Source organism: Leisingera sp. XS_AS12 (assembly GCF_041224635.1).
Lineage (GTDB): Bacteria > Pseudomonadota > Alphaproteobacteria > Rhodobacterales > Rhodobacteraceae > Leisingera.
Genome location: NZ_JBGFGM010000066.1, coordinates 1 through 15,087 on the forward strand (window position 1 = coordinate 1; position 15,087 = coordinate 15,087).

12 protein-coding genes are annotated in these 15,087 nt (G+C 60.5%); 5 read left to right on the forward strand and 7 right to left on the reverse strand.

Annotation, left to right across the window (positions count from 1 at the left end):
• Window positions 1-662: 662 nt before the first annotated feature.
• From AB9K35_RS03580 to AB9K35_RS03605, 6 genes are all read right to left on the reverse strand, one after another.
• Window positions 663-986, reverse strand: a complete 324-nt coding sequence (locus tag AB9K35_RS03580) for a 2Fe-2S iron-sulfur cluster-binding protein (protein WP_369924538.1) — start codon at window positions 984-986, stop codon at window positions 663-665.
• Window positions 987-992: 6 nt separating this feature from the next.
• Entirely contained in the window at window positions 993-1,376 is a 384-nt protein-coding gene (locus AB9K35_RS03585; protein ID WP_369924539.1) for a carboxymuconolactone decarboxylase family protein, read from the reverse strand.
• A 60-nt stretch (window positions 1,377-1,436) separates the two neighbouring features.
• Window positions 1,437-3,110, reverse strand: a complete 1,674-nt coding sequence (locus AB9K35_RS03590; RefSeq protein ID WP_369924540.1) for a BCCT family transporter — start codon at window positions 3,108-3,110, stop codon at window positions 1,437-1,439.
• A gap of 41 nt (window positions 3,111-3,151) precedes the next feature.
• Window positions 3,152-4,606, reverse strand: a complete 1,455-nt coding sequence (locus AB9K35_RS03595; protein ID WP_369924541.1) for an aldehyde dehydrogenase family protein — start codon at window positions 4,604-4,606, stop codon at window positions 3,152-3,154.
• A 75-nt stretch (window positions 4,607-4,681) separates the two neighbouring features.
• A complete protein-coding gene (locus AB9K35_RS03600; RefSeq protein WP_369924542.1) occupies window positions 4,682-5,773 on the reverse strand; it encodes an aromatic ring-hydroxylating dioxygenase subunit alpha in 1,092 nt (363 codons plus the stop codon).
• On the reverse strand, window positions 5,770-6,657 hold the full coding sequence (locus tag AB9K35_RS03605) for a MurR/RpiR family transcriptional regulator (protein WP_369924543.1): 888 nt from the start codon (window positions 6,655-6,657) through the stop codon (window positions 5,770-5,772). Before AB9K35_RS03605 ends, AB9K35_RS03600 begins: the two co-directional genes overlap by 4 nt.
• A gap of 106 nt (window positions 6,658-6,763) precedes the next feature.
• Between AB9K35_RS03605 and AB9K35_RS03610 the strand changes: the two genes are divergently transcribed.
• Genes AB9K35_RS03610 through AB9K35_RS03630 form a run of 5 tightly spaced genes read left to right on the forward strand, consistent with a single transcriptional unit; the run spans window position 6,764 to window position 14,088 of the window.
• Complete coding sequence (locus AB9K35_RS03610; protein ID WP_369924544.1) at window positions 6,764-9,241, forward strand: FAD-dependent oxidoreductase; 2,478 nt, start codon at window positions 6,764-6,766, stop codon at window positions 9,239-9,241.
• 51 nt (window positions 9,242-9,292) lie between these two features.
• On the forward strand, window positions 9,293-10,396 hold the full coding sequence (locus tag AB9K35_RS03615) for a mandelate racemase/muconate lactonizing enzyme family protein (RefSeq protein WP_369924545.1): 1,104 nt from the start codon (window positions 9,293-9,295) through the stop codon (window positions 10,394-10,396).
• A 29-nt stretch (window positions 10,397-10,425) separates the two neighbouring features.
• Window positions 10,426-11,787, forward strand: coding sequence for an aminotransferase class III-fold pyridoxal phosphate-dependent enzyme (locus AB9K35_RS03620; protein WP_369924546.1), 1,362 nt, complete (start codon window positions 10,426-10,428; stop codon window positions 11,785-11,787).
• A 29-nt stretch (window positions 11,788-11,816) separates the two neighbouring features.
• Window positions 11,817-13,031 carry an NAD(P)/FAD-dependent oxidoreductase gene (locus AB9K35_RS03625; RefSeq protein ID WP_369924547.1) on the forward strand — a complete coding sequence of 405 codons (1,215 nt, stop codon included), beginning with the start codon at window positions 11,817-11,819 and terminating at the stop codon, window positions 13,029-13,031.
• A gap of 25 nt (window positions 13,032-13,056) precedes the next feature.
• Window positions 13,057-14,088, forward strand: a complete 1,032-nt coding sequence (locus AB9K35_RS03630) for a GlxA family transcriptional regulator (RefSeq protein WP_369924548.1) — start codon at window positions 13,057-13,059, stop codon at window positions 14,086-14,088.
• Window positions 14,089-14,150: 62 nt separating this feature from the next.
• On the opposite strand, the gene AB9K35_RS03635 is transcribed toward AB9K35_RS03630, so the two are convergent.
• Window positions 14,151-15,038, reverse strand: coding sequence for a LysR substrate-binding domain-containing protein (locus tag AB9K35_RS03635; RefSeq protein WP_369924549.1), 888 nt, complete (start codon window positions 15,036-15,038; stop codon window positions 14,151-14,153).
• Window positions 15,039-15,087: the final 49 nt, after the last annotated feature.

Sequence of the window (15,087 nt, forward strand, 5' to 3'; positions counted from 1 at the left end):
TACAACGAGGACAGACCTCACAGCGCAATCGGATACAACGTCCCGATTGCCATGCATTATCCCGATGGCGTTACCAGCCCGTCATCGTGACAGAGCCGGAAAAATCCAGCTTCCGGCGGTCCAAGGTTGGGTAGCAGAGCAAGGTTGGGCAGACTCTACTTCATGGTGAGGGATTTTGCGGGGGGCAGGTCACCACCTATGGCTCGACCGTGGCCGGTTCCATGTTTGGCAGGAGTTCAATAACCAGCGGCCGGTCCAGATCGCAGATCAAAATGCCGTATCGCTACCCCTTCCTCCAAGCCTAATCGTCAATGCCTACAACGCGGAGATCATAGCTTAAGGCCTCAGCCGTGTCCTGAACACTTCAGAGAAAAGTATCCTTTCTGACAGGAAATCCTGCCACGAGGACTGTGGCCCTTTGGTATCTCCTTCAACTACTATCGATATATAGATACTCTCGGGCTGATTTGTACCAAATACGCTTCAGATCTAAAGTTCCGTGCGGATTGAAAGACAAGCCGACGATCGAAATCCGCTACAGTGCTGAACCAATGACTCCAAAACCTAACACCCCGCTTTTTGAATCCTTCGAACACCTTTATGTGCCGTAAGAACGTGCCGGAGCGTTTCGTCGCCGACACGTTCAAGGCTGGCTTATCAGGTCAAATCTGCTTCTCCGGCAAACGCACCACCAAGCCGTCCAGCTCCGCGGTCACCTTTAACCGGCAGGTCAACCGGGAAAGTTGCTCGTCTGGCTCGAATGCAAAATCCAGCATGTCAGTTTCCATTTCGTCCTTGGCTGGCAACTTGCCGATCCACTGCTGATCGACGTAGACATGGCAAGTTGAGCAGGCGCAAGCACCACCGCAATCGGCCGCGATCCCAGAAATGCCGTTGTCGCGCGCGCCTTCCATTACAGTAGCTCCCACAGGTACCTCCACAGTTGTGGCGGTGCCTTCAAAAGAAACATACGTGATCTTTGCCATAGCCAATCACTCCAGCAAGCCACGCTCGGTCAGCACCTTACGCGCGACACGGAAGCACTCAAGCGATTGTGGCACGCCGCAGTAGATGCCAATCACGTGAATGATCGATCGGATCTCCTCCTTGGTGACCCCGTTGTTCAACGCGCCTTTGCAGTGAATTTCCCACTCGTGCATCTTACCCAAAGCGCCAATCATCGCGAGGTTCATCATTGAGCGTGTCTTCGCGTCGATGGTGTCGTCGCCCCAGCCAAAGCCCCAGCACCAAGCGGTCATCGCTTCTTGGAACGGGCGCGTGAAATCATCGGCAGCGGCAAGGTTGTTTTCGACGTATTCAGCACCCAGCGTGGATTTGCGCTGCGCCAATCCACGCTCGAACAGATCTTCATCCATTTTGATACTCCTTCGTTGTGGTTGCGGCAGACTTTTCACAGGTCTGCCGAATTGATCAGCTTATTCAGCAGGGGTTGTGTCTCGCGACTGTTCGTGAAGCGTTGCAAGGCCGTGTCGCTCACGTTGGCTGTCGCGCCAGATCGCTTTGAGCACCGAGACCGCCATCAGAACCATGACCAGGCTGAAGGGAAGCGCGCCGATAATCATCGCGGTCTGGATCGCGCCCAAGCCGCCCAGCATGAGCAATGCACCGACCACCAGCGCTAAGGCGCCGCCCCAGAACAGGATGTGCGGCCGCGCCTTCGGGCCTTCGTCGCCGGCGGCATTGATGGTGTTGATGATAAGCACGGCGGAGTCCGCAGAAGTCACCAGATAGGTGAGCAGCAAAACGACCACCATGATGGAGAAGATCCAAGCCAAGGTGTCGTTCAGCATCACTGCAAGGGTGGCAAACAGCTGGTCCGAGAGGCTGGTGCCGATAATGGCGTTTTGCGCCATGCCGGACAGTTCCAGCTCGATTGCCGTGCCGCCGACCAATGCAAACCAGACGAAGCACATCAGCGAGGGAACAATGACCGCTCCCAGTACGTATTCACGGATTGTGCGCCCCTTCGAAATTCGCGCAAGGAACATGCCCACAAAGGGTGCAAAAGCAACCCACCACGCCCAGTAAAATATGCTCCAGCCGCCTTGCCAGTCGGCTAGCTGGCTCGAAACGGAGCCATCGACGCCGTCACTGTTCCAGACTGTGAAAAGCAGGGCAGGAAGTGCCGTCAGATAGTCGAAAATTCCGACGAACAGGGATTGCAAGCCGAAAAGCGTCGCACCGAAAATCAGAAAAAAGCCCAACAGCGCAAAGCTGAGCACCATGTTGATGTTCGACAACCACTTGATGCCCTTCCCCACTCCCGACAGGGCCGAAAGCGTTGAGGCGCCGACGATGACAAGCAGAGCCACTGCGATCGCTGCGTTAGACGGTGCCCCTGCCTCGGTCAATAGCCAATCCCCGAAGCCTACGCGATGGATACCTGCAACAAATTGGTTGACCCCGAAGCCCAAGGTTTGCGCGACGCCGAGGACGGTCGCCACGACCGCGGCCACGTCAATGATGAGCCCAAGTGGGCCAGACAGGCGTTTGCCGAACAACGGCGTCAATGCAGAGCGGATTGTCAGAGGTAGGCCGCGCCGAAAGGCAAAATAAGCCAGTGCCAATCCGACAATAGCGTAGCTGGCCCATGCATGCAGCCCCCAATGAAGGAAGGCCCATTTGTTTGCCGAGCGAACGGCGTCGGCGGTGGACGCTTCGGCATGGCCCTGAATGATGTCGGGGTTATTCTGCAAATGGTAGATCGGCTCACCAGTCGCGTAGGTCAACATGCCGATCCCGATACCCGCTCCGAACATCATCGCGATCCACGAGAACCGGGAGAACTCCGGTCTATCGTCAGGGTGCCCCAGTTTCATCCGACCGGAGGCAGGCAAAGCCGCCACACCCACACAGGTCAAGAAGAAGAAGGCCATCACGTAGACGTACCAAAAGTTGAATGAGGCTAGAATGAAGGCGTTCAACCCGGATAGTACCGAGCCGGCGTTGTCCGGAAACGCCACGGCCCATATGACCAAACCGCCCACAAGAAGCTTGGCAGTTATCGCGACGTCCTTCGCAAAACCACGGTAGAACCCGCTGTCCGCGGTTTCTATCGGCAGTTCCGTCAATGGCGGTTTAATTGGCATTTAGGTTTCCTCCCTGTGAGTGCCAAACGGTGTCTCGGGGGTCAGCGCCGCAAACGGATGGCCACGTTCTTGGTCTGCACGTAATTCCACAGCGCCTCCCGGCCCTTTTCGCGCCCGTAGCCGGATTTTCCGTAGCCGCCGAAGGGCGTCTCCACCCCGCCCGCGTACCATTCGTTGACAAAGACCTGGCCCGCGCGGATCTGCCGGGCGGCCTGCGTGGCGCGGTCGATGTCGCGGGTGAAAACGCCGCCGACGAGCCCGTAGGGCGTGCCGTTGGCGATCTCGATGGCCTGGGCATCGTCGCGGAAGGTCAGCACCGACAGCACCGGGGCAAAGGCCTCCTCGCTGGCGATGGCCATGTCGGGGGAGACCCCGGTCAGGATGGTGGGTTCCAGGTAGGCGCCGGGGATGTTCATCTTGCGCCCGCCGGCCGCCGCCTTGGCCCCGGCCGAGACCGCGTCCGATACCATCGCCACGGCGCGGTCGCGCTGCGCTTCGCTGACCATCGGGCCCATGTTGGCGCCGAAGTCCGGCCGCTCTATCCCCGGCCCGACCGAGAGGCCGCGGGCCATCGTCGAGATGCGTTCGACCAGCTCGTCGTGGCGGCTTTCATGCACGATCACCCGGCTCATCGCCGAACACACCTGGCCCGCGTTGAAGAAGATGCCCCAGCGGACATCGTTCTCGAAGACTTCAAGGTCGGCGTCGTCATGCACGATCGCCGCCGACTTGCCGCCGAGTTCCAGCACGCAGGGCACCACGTTGCGCGCCGCCGCGCTGGCGATGGCAATGCCGGTGGGCACCGAGCCGGTGAAGACGATCTGGTTGACATGCGGATGCGCCGACAGCGCCGCGCCGGCCTCGTGGCCCAGCCCGCTGAGGATGTTGACGGCGCCTCTCGGCAGGCCCGCCGCCTCGGCCGCATGGGCAAACCAGGCATTGCTCAGCGGCGTCAGTTCCGGGGTCTTGATCACCACGCTGTTGCCGGTGGCCAAGGCCGCCGAAAGCGAGCGCGCGGTCATCTCGACCGGGTAGTTCCAGGGGATGATCTGGGCGGAAACCCCATAGGGTTCATAGGTGGTGAAGTCGAAGTAGTCCGCGCCCAGCGGGATCGAGCGGCCCTCGACGGTTTCCGCCTGGTTGCCGTAATACTCGAAGTAGCGCGCGGCGCCCTCGATCTCGACCCGGGCTTCCCAGAGTGGCTTGCCCTGCTCCAGCGTCAGAATCGGCGCGATCTCATCGATATGTTCCAACAGGTAGCGGCCCATGGCCTGCACCATGCGTCCGCGTTCGACCGGTCGCAGATCGCTCAGCTCACCAGACAGATGCACGCGGCGCGCTGCCATTACCGCCTGATCGACGTCTCTCTCATCTGCGAGCGCCTGTGCGGCCAGTTTTCCACCGGTGCCAGGGTTGACCACATCGATCTGCCCACCGCCACCGTCGACCCAATTGCCGTCTATATAGTTCTGCCAATACGACTTCACTTCTTGCATATCACGCAACCTCCTTGGCCCGGAGAGCGGGGTAGCTCTCCGAAGCTCTAAGCGTCTGAGTTTTTTGGATTGTGGTTACTCCACAGCCTCGCGCATCCACTGCTGCAGCTTGGCGACCGAGTGTTCGCTCATTACCCCGCCCGATGGATCCAGCACCAATGGACCGGGAACATACCCTTTGGACTTCAGCCCTCGATGGACAGACTCAACCAAGCGGATGTCCTCGGCAACTGTAGTTTCGCGGTCCTGTACTGCGAGACCTCGGATGACATCACTCTCAAAACCGCCTTCGGTGTACCATCCGCGCCAGACGGTACAGCTGTCCACCGAATTGGCCCGCCAGTGATAGGTATTCAGCACGTTACCCGGGTAGCACTGGAACGAGAACATCGGCCAAAGGAACCAGCTCTGGTAGTCACTAGCATGGGCGTTGCTATCCAGATCGACCGGGTAGGTCATCTTCTCCAAGCTCTGGCATTCGGTCGTGTGTCGCAGGACGTAGCCGCCATTAGCGTCAGGCTGGATGTCATAGGTTTCAGGCTTGATGACGCCTTCGGAAAAAGTTTGGTGATTACTCGGGCAATGATAGCATTCCGAGTAGTTCTCCACCGATACTTTCCAATTGCAGTTCTCCCGAATTTCCACCCACTCTAAGGGCGCCAACTCCATAACATTAGGGACAAACTCGGCAATTTCTTTGCGGACACCGGGATACCACTCATCCATCGACGCCGCTTCGTTGTCGAGGTTGACGAAGATGAAGCCAAGAAAATCTTCGGTACGCACTTCGGTCAGGCAGATTTTCTCTCGATCAAAGCCAGGAACTTTCTTGATGTTCGGGCCTGCCCGCAAACCTCCCGTGAGTTCATAGGTCCATTGGTGGTACGGGCAAACCACAACACGAGTATTCCCCGTGCCTGACACCAGTTCATGCGCGCGGTGCTGGCATACATTGTAAAAGGTTCGGATTACGTTGTCGCGCCCACGAATGGCAAATAGGCTTTGGCCTGCGATTTCGAAGGCAAAATAGTCGCCTTGGTTGGGTATGTCAGATGCGTGCCCCGCAAATTGCCAAGTGCGCGAGAGCAAGCCGCTCATCTCTTTTTCAAAGATTTCCGGGTCGACATAATAACTGGCGTCCAGTGATCGGATTGGCGAGAAGGTCATGTCACGTCCTCATGATATAGGCCAAGCTGGTGGCGGCGGTTGTGAAACTGTTCGACGCGCTCCGCGACTTCTTCAGAAGACATCGCAATGACAAAGCTGAGCAATGTCTCAAGGAGCGCTATGGTTGAAACCGATGACGGAAAAAATTGCGGGGTTTCCGTCGATATGACAAAGCCAAAGTCCGCAGCGCGAATTATTGGCGATACTGGCGAGTCAGAGAGGGCAACGATTTGAACCCCTTGGGCTTTCGCGACCTGCACAGCCTCCACAACTTCGGTACGATAGGGCGCGCAGGTGATCGCAATAAGGCAATCCTGCTCGTGTGTCCCTGCCAAATCATCCACCCCAGTGGAGCCTGGGCGAGGGATGGCATGAAATTCCGTCATTCCAGTGGAGGCCAGATAGGAAAAGTTGCTCGCGTTGGCATGGTTCACGCCCACACCCAACGTGTAGACATTGCGCGACTCCCAAATCGCCCTTGCAGCCGCCTGCAATTCAACCTCGTTGGTGGCTGAAAAAGTGGCTTCGATGTTTCGCAAGGCGCTCTCGGCCATTTGCGCGTAAAGTTCGCCCATCCCACCACGTTTCTGAACATCCTGCAGCCATCGGGCTCGGCCGGAAAGCGTCGCTTCACTACTGCGGATAGCGTCCCGGAAATGCTCGCGGAACTCTTCATACCCCTCAAAACCGGCCTGGCGGGCCATACGCACCATAGTGTTGGGCTTTACCCCCGCCGCTTCGGCCACCTCACGAACCGTTGAAAAGCCAATATCCTGGGGATTTTCCATCACATAACGGGCGGCCTTGCGAACTTGAGGCGTGAGATCCTCAAGCACTTTTGAGAGCGCCTCCAAACCCGCGTTTGGCACGGCAGAAAAATTCATGACACCTCCTTGCGCAACCGCATGTACCATTTGATGTTGACTTTGGTACATCTGTACGACTATCAAGTCCATCAAAATCTGCGACTCTCCAACGGGAAAATTAGCGATGTCCAAGAAAGAACTGCCGACACGAGCGAAAGTCGTCATTGTAGGTGGAGGGGTTATGGGCTGCGGGCTGGCCTATCACCTGGGTCACGAAGGCTGGGGGGAGGAAACGGTCCTGCTCGAAAAAGCTGAACTGACCTCCGGTTCCACTTGGCATGCCGCGGGTCAGATCACACACTCCACCAGCTCTTACGGGCTGGGCAAGATGGTCGACTACAACATCGGCCTCTACTCAAAGACACTGGAATCCGAGACCGGCCAAGCTGTCACTTGGCATGGCTGCGGCTCATTCCGCTTGGCCTACACCAAAGACGAAATGGATTGGCTGCGACACACCCTGTCGGTCGGCCGCGCGCTCGGTTTCAATATCGAGCTGGTCGGCCCAGAGTTTATCGCTAAAAAACACCCCTTCTACAACCTCGACGGCGTAATCGGCGCCCTTTACACGCCTGATGACGGCCACGTTGACCCTTCAAACGTGACCATGGCGCTGGCTGCGGGGGCTCGGAAGAACGGCGTAAAGATCTTCCGCCACTGCCGCGCAACCAACATCACCCAACGCGATGACGGGGCATGGGTGGTGGAGACCGAACAGGGCACCATCATCTGCGAGCATGTTGTCAACGCTGGCGGCACCTATGCCCGCCAGATGGGCGAATGGTCAGGCCTGCAACTGCCGATGACGTCGATGACCCACCACTACTTCGTTACCGAGGACGTGCCCGAATTCAAGGATCTCGACACTGAACTGCCGGTGATCCGCGACGACAAGATGGTCTCCGGTTACATCCGCATGGAGCAGAAAAAGGGGCTGATCGGCATTTACGAAAAGGAAAATTCGAATTCAGTATGGCACGACGAGTGCCCCTGGGAGTACGAGAACTGGCTGTTCGAGGCGGATTACGACCGCGTCATGCCCTGGCTGGAAAACTCGCTGGAGCGCATGCCGATTTTTGCCGATCTGGGCATCACCCGGGAAGTCCACGGCGCAATCTCGCATCCGCCGGACGGCAACCCGCTGGTTGGCCCGGCGCCCGGAGCCAAGAACTACTGGTGCTGCTGCGGCACCCAGATCGGCATCGGCTGGGGACCGGGGCTGACTCGCGAACTGGCGAAATGGATGGTGCATGGCGCCGCCGACATCAACATGCGGGACTATGACCCGCGCCGCTTTGGGGCCTATGCAAAAAAGGACTGGCAGGTCCTAAAAGCCCATGAAGACTACAAACTACGCCACGAAATCCCGTTCCCGCACTTCAATCGCCTAGCCGGTCGCCCGATTAAGCCCTCGCCGCTCTATGAATTGCTGAAGGAAAAGGGGGCCGTCTATGAGGAAGTTTTCGGCCATGAGCGGCCTCGCTGGTTCGCTCGCGATGGGGTGGAGCAACGAGATTACTATTCCTTCCGCCGCAACGAAGTCTTCGACATGGTTGCGCAGGAATGTCGGGCTGTCCGCGAACGGGTCGGCATCATGGACGTCACCGCCTTTACGAAGATCATGGTGTCGGGGTCGGACGCGTATGCACTTCTGGACCGGCTGACCGCCAACCGGATGCCGCAAAAAGATGGCTCGATTACCCTTACTCACATGCTGAACCGCCGCGGCAGGATCGAACTGGAAACCACCATCGTCCGTATGGCCGAAGACCGGTTTTACCTCGTATGCGCCGCCTTTTTTGAGCAACGCCTGCTGGATCATCTGAACCACAATCTTGCGGATGAGAACGTCACCATCGCCTGCTTGTCCGAGGATTGGTCCGCCCTGTCGCTCAACGGACCAAAGTCACGGGACGTTCTCGCGCAATGTACCGATGCCGATCTTTCCAACGCCGGGTTCCGGTGGCTCTCGGCCCAAGAAATAACCGTCGCTGGCCATAAGGTTTGGGCCTTCCGCATGTCGTATGCGGGCGAACTGGGGTGGGAGATTCATATGCCTGATGCGGCCTGCGTCGACGTCTACAACGCACTCTGGGCTGCGGGTGAGAGGTATGGCATCGAGAACTACGGTTCTTTCGCCATGAACAGTCTACGGATGGAAAAAGCCTTTCCAGGCGCCGGGGAGCTGACCAACGAAGTCACCTTGCCCGAAGCGAACGTTTTGCGTTTCGTCAAGCTCGACAAAGATTTTCTCGGGAGCGAGGCCACCCGCGCCAGCGCTGCGCAAGCTGAAGCCGATGAACTGCCTTGGCTCTGTTCCTATCTTGAAATTGAGCCCGACGGTATCGAAGACGGCCATGGCGGCGAAGCGGTCCTCTTCAACGGCGAAGTCGTGGGTGCCACAGCATCGGTCGCCTATGGACACACTGTCGGCAAGATCCTTGCCTTTGCCTATCTGAAGCCACAGGCCGCCGAACACGGCACTGAGGTCGAGGTGCTCATCGCAGGCAAGCCCCGCAAGGGCCGCATCCTCGGCGCGCCAGCCTACGATCCCGCCTCCGAACGTCCGCGCGCCGACGCCAGACTGGTTGCCGCTCAGTGACAAACAGCGGCGGGGGCGCCTCCCCGCCGCGCTTACAGTAATGGGTCCAACATGAAGATCACACGTATCACCGCCTGGGAAGTTCCGCTGACCAGTCACGAGACCTACTACATGGCCGACGGCAAGACCTGCGACACGACGCTGTCAGTGGTCCTGCGCTTGGACACCGACAGCGGGCATATCGGCTGGGGCGAGGTCTGCCCGATCCCGCATTACCTACCCGCCTATGCCAAGGGGGTGATCCCGGCGCTGGAGGAAATGACGCCGGTGCTGATAGGTGCCGATCCGGTCGGGCCCGAAGCGCTGATGGAGCGCCTGAACAAGCATCTGATCGGCCATGAGTACGCCAAGTCGGCCATCGACACCGCGCTCTGGGATCTGACCGCCCAGGCCGCCGGGCTGCCGCTCTATGCCTTGCTGGGCGGCCGTGCGGTGGCGGACATGCCGCTCTACCACTCGATCACCTGCGTCGAGCCGGGTGAGATGGCGCGCATGGCGCGCGAGGCCTATGACCTCGGCATGCGGCAGTTCCAGGTAAAGCTTGGCGCCGACGGCGACTGGGAAGCCGACGTTGCGCGCCTGATGCAGGTGCGCGAAGCGGTCGGCAGTGGCCCATTGGTCTATGGCGACTGGAATTGTGGCGCCGATGCGTTGACCGCAACCCGTGTGGGCCGGGCGGTGGCCCATCTCGACATCATGCTGGAACAGCCCTGCGCGACGATCGAGGAGTGCGCCCATGTGCGCGCGGCCACCGGCCTGCCGATGAAGCTGGATGAAAGCGCCCGCGACATCCAATCCATCATGGCGGGCCATCAGGCCGGCTGCATGGACGCAGCGGCGCTGAAACTCTCCAAGATGGGCGGTCTCTCGGCCATGCGCCGGACACGCGATCTCTGCCTCGCCCTCGGCACCCAGATGTGCATTGAGGACACCTGGGGCAGCGACATCACCACCGCAGCGTTGCTGCACCTGGCGGCCTCGACTCCGGCGCGCGGCATCATGAACACCTGCGACCTGTCCCATTATGTCGGCCCGCGGCTCGATCCCAGCGCGCCCAGCCGCCGCAATGGCCGAATTGCCCCGCCTGAAGGCACCGGGCTGGGCGTATCCCCCGACGCCGAGGCGCTTGGCCAGTCCATCGCCCTCCTCGACTGACCACAGCAGTAAAACCAAAGGCAAGACCCATGGACGACTTCTCGAACGCCTACCCTTCCCATGATCCCGCCTGGGTGCAAGAGATGCACGCCAGCCACTATCTGCAAAGTTGGTCGAAACAAGGGGGCAAACCGCGGGTGATCACCGGCGCCAGTGGCTCGTGGTTCTGGGACAGCGACGGCAAGCGCTATCTCGATTTCCAATCACAGCTGGTCAATGCCAACCTCGGCCACCAGCACCCCAAGATCGTACAGGCGATCAAGGATCAGGCGGATAGGCTGTGCTACATCGGCCCGGCGATGGGCTCGGACGTGCGCTCGGAGCTGGCGGCGCTGATGAACGAGATCACGCCCGCCAATATCTCCTCGACGTTTTTTACCACCGGCGGTTCGGCGGCCAATGAGACCGCGATCCGACTGGCCCGGCACTACACCGGGCGGAGCAAGATCATTGCCCGCTATCGCAGTTACCACGGCGCCACCGGCGGCACGCTGTCGCTGACCGGCGATCCGCGTCACCACCTGACCCGCGCCGACATGCCCGGCGTGGTGCGGATGCTGGACCCCTATGTCTACCGCCTGCCGACCGGCCACCGCGACCCGGCCAACTGTCCGGTCGCCCAAGGCGGGCCGCACCTGGAAGAACTTCTCATGTATGAGAACCCGAACACCGTGGCGGCGGTGATCCTGGAACCCATCGTCGGTACCAACGGCATCATCGTACCGCCGGACGGCTATCTGCAATCGATCAAGGCAACCTGCGAAAAATACGGCATCCTGCTGATCGCAGACGAGGTGATGGCCGGGTTCGGCCGCACCGGAAAATGGTTTGCCGTCGATCACTGGGATGTGCAGCCGGATATCATAACCGCGGCCAAGGGCATCAATTCCGGCTACGTGCCGCTTGGCACCATGTCTGTCAGCACCGAACTGCACGACTGGCTGCGCAGCACCCCGCTGCCCGGTGGGCTCACCTATGCGGGCCACCCGCTCGCCTGTGCCTCCGGCGTCGCCGCGATCCGCGCGATGCAGGAGGAAGGCACCCTCGCCCACGCCACCGCGATGGGTGAGAAGATGCGAGCGGAGCTGCACAGGCTGGCCGAGAAACACCCCTCGATCGGGGATATCCGCGGCAAGGGCATGTTCAACGGCATCGAGCTGGTGAAGAACCGCGAGACCCGCGAGCCGCTCGTACCGTTTGCCGCCAAGGGCCCGGATGCCGGACCGATGACCGAGATGATGGGTTTTGCGATGGACGCGGGCCTGTACCTGTCGTTCTTCTCCAACGTCATCCGCCTGACCCCGCCGCTAAACATCAGCGAGGAGGACCTGATGACCGGTCTTGGCATCCTCGACCGGACCCTGAACATCGCCGACCGGGAATATTGCTGAGCGCGCTCCCAAGCCAAAGGACACATCACATGAGCGATCACGGAGTCATCATTGCCGGGGCCGGCCAGGCGGGCTGTTCCGCCGCGGTCAAGCTGCGCAATCTCGGCTATGACAAGCCGATCACCCTGATCGGCGCGGAGCCGCATCCGCCCTATCAGCGCCCGCCCCTGTCCAAGGCCTACCTGCTGGGAGAGATGCCGCGGGACCGGCTGTTCCTGCGCCCCGAGGCGTTTTATGCCGAGCAGGAGATCTCGCTGCGCCTGGGCGAGGAGATCACCGCGGTCTCCACCGCGGACCGGCGCGTTGCCTGCGGGTCCGGAACGCTCCCGTATGACCACCTGATCCTCGCGACGGGCGCGTCGCCCCGGCGCCTGCCCGCGGCGCTTGGCGGAGAGCTGCCGGGGACCTACACCATTCGTGGCATCGCGGATATCAACGCGATTGCCCCCGAGTTCCAGGCCGGCCGCAGGCTGGTGATCGCGGGCGGCGGCTACATCGGGCTGGAAGTGGCCGCCGTTGCCGCCAAGCTTGGCCTCGAGGTCACGCTGATCGAGGCCGCCCCGCGTATCCTGCAGCGCGTCGCGGCGCCGGAAACCGCCGCGTTCTTCCGCGAGCTGCACCAGTCCAACGGCGTCCGCATCCTGGAAGACACCCAGCTCGCCCGCGTCACCGGCACGGAGCGCGCAACCGGGGTGGAGCTGGCCGAAGGCAGCACCATCGCGGCCGATTTCATCGTGTTCGGCATCGGCGTCACCCCGGACACCGCGCTTGCGTCCGCGGCCGGGCTGGCGGTGGACAATGGCATCGTGACGGATTCCAGCGGGCGCACCTCCGATCCGCATGTCTGGGCGGCCGGAGACTGTGCCTCCCTGCCCTTCCGCGGCACGCGGATCCGGCTGGAGAGCGTCGGCAACGCCATAGACCAAGCCGAAGTGATTGCCGCAAACATCGCCGGGGTCCCCACCGTCTATGACCCGAAACCGTGGTTCTGGTCCGATCAGTACGACGTCAAATTGCAGATCGCCGGCCTCAATGCTGGTTACGACAGCACCGTAACGCGCGCCGCGCCCGACGGGAGCGTCTCGGTCTGGTACTACCGGGAGAATACCCTGATCGCCGCCGATGCCATGAACGACCCGCGCGCCTATATGATTGCAAAACGGCTATTAGACGCCGGGAAATCTGCCCCCCCTGACCTGGTGGGCGACCCCGGCAGCGATCTCAAAACACTTCTGAAAACCTGACCCGCAACTAAAAGGGACGTCACAGATGTATCTGGATCCCAAATCCGCGGCCAGATTCCGCAGCGACGAAGCCCTATGCGCTGCGGAGAAGGACGGCATACGCCATTTCCAGTTCCTGCTCCTTCCCGGAGCGAACATGCTGGATTTCACCGCAGCAATAGAACCCTTCCGTGTGTTCAACAGCGTGACCACCGCTCCCGCCTATTCCTGGTCGGTGGTTTCCGAAACCGGCGAGGCGGTTGCCTGTTCAAACGGGATCAGTTTCCCGGTCGACGGCCGTCTGGCGGCGGCCCGACAGACAGACTGTCTGGTCGTCTGCTCGGGCAGCACAGGCTATATGGAGGCTTCGGCACAGACATTGCAGTGGCTACGCAGGCATGTGCGCTTCGGGGGCGCAGTGGCGGCAATCGGGACAGGGGCTTTCACGCTCGCCCGGGCCGGACTCGCGGCCAATGCCGACCTGACATTGCATTGGTCGCTGTTCCCGGTCTTCGAGGAAAAGTTCCAAGGCATTAATTGCCGCGACGCGCGCACCCTGCCAGGCGACACGCTTTCCTGCAGCGCGGGTGGAAGCGCCAGCCTGGATTTCGCTCTTTCGACGATCCAGGAAGACTTCGGCTTTGAGACCGCCCGACGCGTTGCAGAAATCTGCCTACACGACTTCGGTAACGACTACAGCCGTGCGCAACGGCATCCGGTTTCCAAGCGGGTCGGCAGCCGACATCCCGCGATCGTGAGCATTGTGAACAAGATGGAACAGACCATACACAACCCTGTGCCGCTCAATGATCTGGTCAGGGATGAACCCATTTCCATGCGCCAGATCGAACGCCTGTTCAAACAGCATCTTGAGACGACCCCGTTGCAGTATTACCGCAATCTGAGGCTGGAACGCGCCCGAGCGCTGCTGCTGGGGACCGACATGTCCGTCCTTGAAACGGCCGTGGCCTCCGGCTTCACCAGCGTTGCCAATTTTTCGAAACACTACTGCCGCCGCTTCGGCGAGCGACCAACCGCCGACCGCAAGGCCGTGGCCTCGCAAAGCGTCCCGTCCTGACAGCGCCCGGCGCTCTATTCGGCCCTTGCACCGCCACACTGGCGCGCCCTCCGCCTCGCCCGTCAGCTGGAAATCTCGCTAAGCAGCCAATCCCAGAACGCCCGCACCCTGGGCTGGCGCTGCCGGTGGGACACGGCACTCATGAAATAGCAAGGCGCTGGCGGCAACATATCCGGCGGCAGTTCGAACGGTATGCACAACCGCCCCTCTGCCAGCATCCGCTCGGCATTGGCACGGTTGCCGAGGGCAACGCCGCTCCCCCGCGCGGCCGCTTCGAACGCATGCAGCGAATAGCTGACCGAAAGAAACCGCTGATGTTTAAGCCAGGACCGTCCCGCCAGGATCTTTTTCCACGATGTCAGGCGGCGCTCAGTCTCGATCAGAGTCATCCCCTCAAGGTCGTCCAATCCCGCGATGCCATGCGTTTCGGCATAGCCGACGCTGGTCAAGGCAACCACTTCATCGGACAAAACCTGCATCGAAACCAAATCCGGATCGGGCTCAAACCGGTATTCGATGGCAATATCCACGCCGCGTTCTTCGGGATTGAACGTCATCCGATCCAAAAGCCGGACATCATAATCGGGAAAAGCTTCCGAGAAACCGCGCAGCTTGGGTATCAGCCACATCGTCGTCAGCGTTGGCGGGGCCGCAACCGTCAGGACCTCGCGCTGCGTTTCCTGGGTTGCAACAGACGTAGCACGGCCGATCGCCTCAAGGCCCGGGCGCACTTCGGTCAGATAATCACGCGCGCCTTCGGTCAAAACCAGATTGCGGCCTCTGCGGATAAACAGCGGCGCCCCAAGGAAGCCTTCGAGCTTGTCCAACTGATGGCTCACCGCCGGCGGGGTTACATTCAGTTCTGCGGCGGCCGCGCGCACCCCGCCCAGCCTGGCCACGGTTTCGAACACATGCAGCGCATGCAGCGGAGGAAGTCTGTGAATCGCCATATCGTTCAAAATAACTAAACAGAACTAGCACAAGCAATGAATTTTCTTT

What these genes read in the sequence shown, in the direction of transcription:
- AB9K35_RS03580 (WP_369924538.1), bottom strand. Translation starts at nt 986, where the DNA reads ATGGCAAAGATCACGTATGTTTCTTTTGAAGGCACCGCCACAACTGTG.
- AB9K35_RS03585 (WP_369924539.1), bottom strand. Translation starts at nt 1,376, where the DNA reads ATGGATGAAGATCTGTTCGAGCGTGGATTGGCGCAGCGCAAATCCACG.
- AB9K35_RS03590 (WP_369924540.1), bottom strand. Translation starts at nt 3,110, where the DNA reads ATGCCAATTAAACCGCCATTGACGGAACTGCCGATAGAAACCGCGGAC.
- AB9K35_RS03595 (WP_369924541.1), bottom strand. Translation starts at nt 4,606, where the DNA reads ATGCAAGAAGTGAAGTCGTATTGGCAGAACTATATAGACGGCAATTGG.
- AB9K35_RS03600 (WP_369924542.1), bottom strand. Translation starts at nt 5,773, where the DNA reads ATGACCTTCTCGCCAATCCGATCACTGGACGCCAGTTATTATGTCGAC.
- AB9K35_RS03605 (WP_369924543.1), bottom strand. Translation starts at nt 6,657, where the DNA reads ATGAATTTTTCTGCCGTGCCAAACGCGGGTTTGGAGGCGCTCTCAAAA.
- AB9K35_RS03610 (WP_369924544.1), top strand. Translation starts at nt 6,764, where the DNA reads ATGTCCAAGAAAGAACTGCCGACACGAGCGAAAGTCGTCATTGTAGGT.
- AB9K35_RS03615 (WP_369924545.1), top strand. Translation starts at nt 9,293, where the DNA reads ATGAAGATCACACGTATCACCGCCTGGGAAGTTCCGCTGACCAGTCAC.
- AB9K35_RS03620 (WP_369924546.1), top strand. Translation starts at nt 10,426, where the DNA reads ATGGACGACTTCTCGAACGCCTACCCTTCCCATGATCCCGCCTGGGTG.
- AB9K35_RS03625 (WP_369924547.1), top strand. Translation starts at nt 11,817, where the DNA reads ATGAGCGATCACGGAGTCATCATTGCCGGGGCCGGCCAGGCGGGCTGT.
- AB9K35_RS03630 (WP_369924548.1), top strand. Translation starts at nt 13,057, where the DNA reads ATGTATCTGGATCCCAAATCCGCGGCCAGATTCCGCAGCGACGAAGCC.
- AB9K35_RS03635 (WP_369924549.1), bottom strand. Translation starts at nt 15,038, where the DNA reads ATGGCGATTCACAGACTTCCTCCGCTGCATGCGCTGCATGTGTTCGAA.